This is a genomic window from Mycobacterium sp., from assembly GCF_035506235.1.
In the GTDB taxonomy this organism is placed as follows: Bacteria; Actinomycetota; Actinomycetes; order Mycobacteriales; family Mycobacteriaceae; genus Mycobacterium.
This window is the reverse complement of record NZ_DATJPU010000290.1, coordinates 1-5676: the sequence shown is the minus strand read 5'-3', so window position 1 is coordinate 5676 and position 5676 is coordinate 1. Positions and strand designations below refer to the sequence as shown.

5 protein-coding genes are annotated in these 5676 nt (G+C 66.8%); 3 read left to right on the top strand and 2 right to left on the bottom strand.

Annotation, left to right across the window (positions count from 1 at the left end):
* Nucleotides 1–1512: PPE family protein (locus VMD50_RS27540; RefSeq protein WP_325432757.1), on the bottom strand; the 1512-nt coding region annotated here is incomplete at its 3' end.
* Between the two features lie 159 nt (nt 1513–1671).
* Nucleotides 1672–2580, bottom strand: coding sequence for a class I SAM-dependent methyltransferase (locus VMD50_RS27535; protein WP_325432755.1), 909 nt, complete (start codon nt 2578–2580; stop codon nt 1672–1674).
* 168 nt (nt 2581–2748) lie between these two features.
* Here VMD50_RS27535 and VMD50_RS27530 point away from each other — a divergent pair, with 168 nt between their 5' ends.
* The 3 genes from VMD50_RS27530 to VMD50_RS27520 form a co-directional block, all read left to right on the top strand.
* Nucleotides 2749–3927: a cupin domain-containing protein gene (locus VMD50_RS27530; RefSeq protein ID WP_325432759.1), complete on the top strand. Its 1179-nt coding sequence runs from the start codon at nt 2749–2751 to the stop codon at nt 3925–3927.
* Nucleotides 3928–3939: 12 nt separating this feature from the next.
* The gene (locus tag VMD50_RS27525) at nt 3940–4902 is read left to right on the top strand and encodes a hypothetical protein (RefSeq protein WP_325432753.1); all 963 of its coding nucleotides are present in this window, start codon (nt 3940–3942) and stop codon (nt 4900–4902) included.
* A 237-nt stretch (nt 4903–5139) separates the two neighbouring features.
* A partial coding sequence (locus tag VMD50_RS27520; RefSeq protein ID WP_414686195.1) for a metal ABC transporter solute-binding protein, Zn/Mn family occupies nt 5140–5676 on the top strand: 537 nt, incomplete at its 3' end.

The window sequence follows — 5676 nt, the reverse complement described above, 5'->3', positions numbered from 1 at the left end:
GTCCGGCCCCCAGGTGCCCGGGATCATCGGCGACGACGGCCCCCCGCCGAACTCATCGCCGGGCAACGTCGTCAAGCCGGCCGCCGCGGCGGTGTCCGCACGGGCGGTTCCAGCGAAACCCAGCGGTCCCGCTCCGCGATCGGAGGCCACCGACGATGCGACCGGGTCCTGCGCGGGCGGGGCGCCCCAGTCCGGCTCGACCTGGACGTTCATATCCATGTACTCGTCGCCGTACCCGCGCATCGCCGCCCGCCGGCGCCGCCTCGCCCGCGCCGCCTGCCCCACGGCTGCGGGCGCGGCGGCGCTATCGGGCTCCGGCGCCTTGCGCTTGGCGCTGGAGCTGGCGCTGGCGGCCATCCCCGTCCCGACGCCGACGCCCGGTGGTCCCACGGCGTAGGGGGGTGTAAAACCTGCCGCGGTCGCGGGCGCCGGCGGGGCCGGCGCGGAACTGGCGACGGTGCTCGCGGTGGGCGCCGGAGAAGGCGCGGGGGCCGAGGCCGGGGCCGCGGCCACGGCCGGGCTCACGGCCGGCGCGCTGCTAACCCCCGGCAGACCGGGTGTCTCGGGTTGCGTCATCGGTGCAGGCGCCTCCACCTGGAGGGTGGCAGGCTGGATCCCAGCCAGGCCGCTCAGGCCCGCAAGCCCGCCGGCGAATCCGGCCGGCACGACGAACGGAAGCGCCAACGTTTCGGGGAAGTACTGGATGACCTGGAGGAGGTGGCCGAACTCGTCCGATAGCACTCCCCCGATGTCGTACCACAGCTGTGTTAGCCCTTGGACCGGGTTGTGTTCAATCAGCCCGATGTCCCGGAACAGGGTTTGGAACGGTTCGAGGATTCGATTTATCCACCAACTCAGGTCGTATGGGTCACCGGCGTCATTGTCGACGATGGGCAGTATCCCCTGGTCGCTGTTGCCCTGGCCACCGTATGTGCCACCGGTGGTCCCCGGGCCGGTTTGGACGCCGTGGCGGGAATTAACGATCTGAGGCGCCGGATCGGTCTGCGGGGCCGACGCCACCGCGGTGGTGGCGACCGCTTGATAGGTGGACATTGTGGTGGCCGCCTGTACCCACATCCGCGCGTAGTCGGCCTCGTTGAGCGCGATCGGAACGGTGTTGATACCGAAGAAGTTTGTCGCCACCAAGACCGCGTGGGTGGCATGGTTGGCGGCCAGTTCCGGCAGGGTCGGCATCGCGGCCAACGCCGCGGTGTAGGCGGTGGCCGCGGTTTCGTGCTGGGCGGCCTGCGCCGCGCTGTTGGCGCTGGCCCGCACCAGCCACGCCAGGTAGGGCACATGCGCGGCCACGTACCGGTCGGCAGTGGGCCCTTCCCAGGCCCCGGCTTGCACGGCCGACACGGTTCCACCGAGCTCGTCCGCGACCGAGGCATAGGTCTCGCTCAACGAACTCCACGACGCGGCCGCAGCCAGCAAGCCGCCGGGCCCCGGACCGCTGCTCAGCAACGAGGAGTGAACCTCTGGGGGAAATGCCATCCAGACCGGCGCCGTCATAACAGCGACTACTCCTCACCCCGATCGAGCTGGAGTTCACGGCCGCTCCAGGCTGGTGGGCGGCGTAGCCAGCACGCAGCTAGTAGTCGGCCGGCGGCGAAGAAAAGTTCCGGACACCACCTCCTGGGCGGTCACCCGGTGGGTTGGACTGCGTTGTGCTCAGCCTTTGACGGCGCTGACCAGCGTGTTCCGGGCGACCATGGACCCGGCCTCGATGTCCGGCCCGGGCACGGGGCGACCGTTTTGGCGCAGGTAGTCGGCCAGCGGGGTGCCGACCGCAGTCCAGCCTCGCGCACCGAACCATTCGGTGGCCGGCGCGCATTGCTGGTTGTACGTCAATTGAAAGAAGACGCGCTCCTGGGTGCCTTCGGCCATGGCCGCGCGTTCTTCTTCGCGTCTGGCCTCGAATTCGTCGCGTTCGAGCGGGGCGCCGTCTTCGATTGCGACGTGGCTGCCGGGGCTGGCCAGGCCGTCGATGCCGTTGAACAGTTGTTCCTGCGCGGTGGCCGGAAGATAGATCAGCAGCCCCTCGGCAATCCATGCCGACGCCTTGCCGGCATCAAAGCCACTGTCGCGCAGGGCTTGCGGCCAATCCTCACGCAGATCGACAGCGATCTCCCGGCGCTCGGCCCGCGGCTGTGCGCCGTGGCCGGTGAGCACTTCACGCTTGAAGTCGAGGACTTGCGGCTGGTCCAGCTCGAAGATCGTCGTTGCAGCGGGCCAGTCCAGGCGGTAGGCGCGGGAGTCCAGTCCCGCCGCCAGCATGACGACCTGGCAAACACCCGCATCGGCCGCCTTGCGCAAATAGTCGTCGAAGTACTTAGTCCGCGCGCCCTGGAAGTTGACGAAATGCACGCCCCAGTCGGCCGTCTTCAACTTGTGGTCGGGGGACTTGCCGTCCAAGACGTCGGCCGCCGGACCGCCCACGGCCCGGCAAAACAGCTCGGCATAGGGGTCGACGACCAGAGGTTCGGGCTTCTGGGCCTCCAGCGCTCGCGCGGTCGCGACGAGTAACGCCGTCGAGCCGACACTCGTTGTGATATCCCAGGTATCCCCTTCACTTCGCACCCGACCACCCTACGCCGCCCGGCCGAAGCGCCTTTCCCGCTGACGCGCAGCCCCAATGGGAAACGCGGGCGCAGCCGGCGGGTAGCCCGGCCGCTTTAGCCTGGTCACACACCGGCCATTGGGCTACCCTTACGGACCGCGTCAGAACAACGTCTGGGGAGGTTCACCATTGAGCCGTCGCTAGCCTGGTTACTTCAACCGCTTGCGGTCGAGACCTTTCTGGACGAGATATGGGCGGAAACGCACTACCACATCAAGCGATGTTGCGCGGGCCACTTCGATCATCTGCTACCGGGCCCGTCGGCACTCAATGCACTGTTGGAGCTCTTTCGCCACGAGCCATCGGCAGTGCGGCTGGTGAGGGAAAAGGAGAAAAAGGGGCCCGACAGCTACCGGCTTGGCGATGGCAGCCTCGATGTGGACGGTGTCCGCAACGATTTTGGCCAGGGCTACACAATCGTAGTGGACGGCGTGGAGCGCTACGTGCGCGCGATCGCGTCACTGGCCCGCGCGATCGAAGTCGAGCTGAATTTTCCGATACAGGTCAACACCTACGTCACTCCGCCCGGATCAAAGGGGCTCGTTCCTCACTACGACGCACACGACGTGTTGATACTCCAAATCCAAGGATCGAAGACGTGGCATCTGTACCCGGGCGCCGACGTGCCGCCGCACGAGATGCAGCGCGACCAGGATCCGGCGATTCCGACGGACGACCTCCCTTCGCCAACCGACCTGCGCCTCGAACCCGGCGATGTGCTGTATCTGCCACGCGGGCGGGTGCATTCGGCCGAGACAACGTCAGACCCATCCGTGCATCTGACCGTCGGAATCCACGCGCCAACCGTGCTCATGCTTGCGATCGGGGCGCTGCATTCGCGCGGTTTCCACGATGACCGCCTAAACGCCCGACTGCCACCACGGCATCTGGATGACCCGGACGTGCGCGGGACACTGGGCATCCTGGTAAGTGACGCCGTCAACACCCTCTCAGACTCGAATGCCATCGGGGGAGGGCTCGACTTATTGGCGGATGTCCTGGTCCGTCGCGGCCAATGCCCGCCCATCGGACCGGTCTCCCAGGCCACCGGCATCGACGGACAAACCGTGGTGCGGAAGTATAAACCGCTGTATTCATGGGTCAAAGCGGATACCGACCGGGCCGAGTTGAAGTTCGCGACGCTGTCGATAAGCTGTGGCCCCGACCACAAGGCTGCGATGCTGTTCGTCTCGAAGAGCACTGAGCCTTTTCGGGTCCACGAGCTGCCGGATTTGAGTGCGCAGCAGCAGATCGAGTTGGCACGATCGCTGATCGTGAGTGGATTCCTCGTCCGCGTATCTGACTGATTCAGCCGTCTGATGCAGCTTGCCGACCTCGCCCGGTGGACTCCGATCAGGCTCGACTTTTCCGGGCCGGCCCCGGTGGTCGACTGGGCCGATCTCTCCGCGGAACGCTTCGCTGAACCGTTCTTCGACCAGACGGTCGCCCGCTGGGCATCCAGCCCACGGGCTCGGCCGCTGGTCCGGACCGGACTTGAGGCGCTTGTCGCACTTGACAGCCAGCCGTCACTGGATCCGGCGGGCATGATCTTTCACCTGTCGCGGTGCGGATCCACGCTCATGTCCCGGCTGCTGGGCAAACTTCCCGGCGTCGTGGTGGTCGCCGAGCCGTCGCCGCTCAACACGCTTCTCGGCCTACTGGATTCCGACGGCGTCGACGAGGCCGCGCTGGTGGCGGCGGTGCGGCTGGTGGTACGCGCGCTCGGCCGTTGCCGGCACGGCGATGAACGGCGACTGGTTCTGAAATGCTCCAGCTGGAACATCCGCCGCCGGGCGATCCTCGCCGCCGCGTTCCCGGAAACACCGTGGGCGTGGGTCCAGCGTGACCCGGCGCGCGTCTTGGCCTCGCTGCTCGCCACACCGCCGGGATGGCTCAGTCTGCAAGATGCGCCACAACGCGCCGCACGACGTTTCGGCCTCGATCCGGCTGCGGTCCGAGCCATGCCAAAAACCGAGTTCGCGGCCCGCGCCCTCGGCGCGATGCTGGAGGCAGCCGCGGGCGATCCGGCTCAGCGGCTCGTCATCGATTATGCCGACCTGCCCGCCGCGGTGTGGCAGCGCGTGGCCCCGCACTTCGGATTAGAAACGGACCGAGCCGCGATCCCACGGATGACCGCAGAATCCCGGTTGTATGCCAAAGCTTCAAAGCCCCGGATCTTCACCGGTGATATCCGGCAACAACGCCCGTTGACCGACCAGATGCGTGAGGACGCTCAGCGCTTCGCCGGGCCCGGGTATCAAGCGCTCGCGTCACATGCATAGAACCGTAGAGCGGAATCCTCCCGCAACCATCATGAAAACGGTTATCGTTTCCGCGTGAGCGGATTGTTCTCGCGATTGCTCTGCGCCCTCGTGACTACTGTCTTCACGCTGACGGTCGCCACGACCGGCTGTTCGTCGAACCAGACACAGACCGTCGCGCCCTCTCGCACCGTAACCGCGCCATCAGCCACCGGCGGGGACGTCGCCGCGGCGTGCCCCGCTGCCCCAGTCAGTGTCGTGGTCAGCGTCGACCAGTGGGGCGACATTGTCTCCGAACTCGGCGGCGCATGTGCGACCGTCAAAACCGTGCTGGCCAGCTCCTCCGTGGACCCACACGACTACGAACCGTCACCGGCCGACGCCGCCGACTTCACCGGCGCCAAACTCGTCGTGGTCAATGGCGCGGGCTATGACTCATGGGCATCCAAGCTCGCCGCCAGCTCCGCTTCGGGCAGCCCATTGGTCAGCGCCGCGTCAGTTACAAAGACACCGGACGGCGCCAACCCGCATCTGTGGTATCTGCCCTCAGCGGTAAGCGCGGTCGCCGACGCCGTGACGAGCGAGTTGAGCAAAATCGACCCACCGGCCGCGGACTACTTCGGGCAGCACCGTGCGCAGTTCACCACAACAACGGCTCCCTACGTCAACCTGATCGGCAAGATCAAGGCCGAGGCGGCAGGTAAGTCCTACGCTGCCACCGAAACAGTGTTCGACTACCAGGCGCAAGCGCTGGGTCTGGTCAACAAAACTCCGCTGGGATATCAGCGGGCCTCG

Excerpts from the sequence above, each read along its gene's own strand:
- VMD50_RS27525 (WP_325432753.1), top strand. The coding sequence starts at position 3,940 with ATGCAGCTTGCCGACCTCGCCCGGTGGACTCCGATCAGGCTCGACTTT.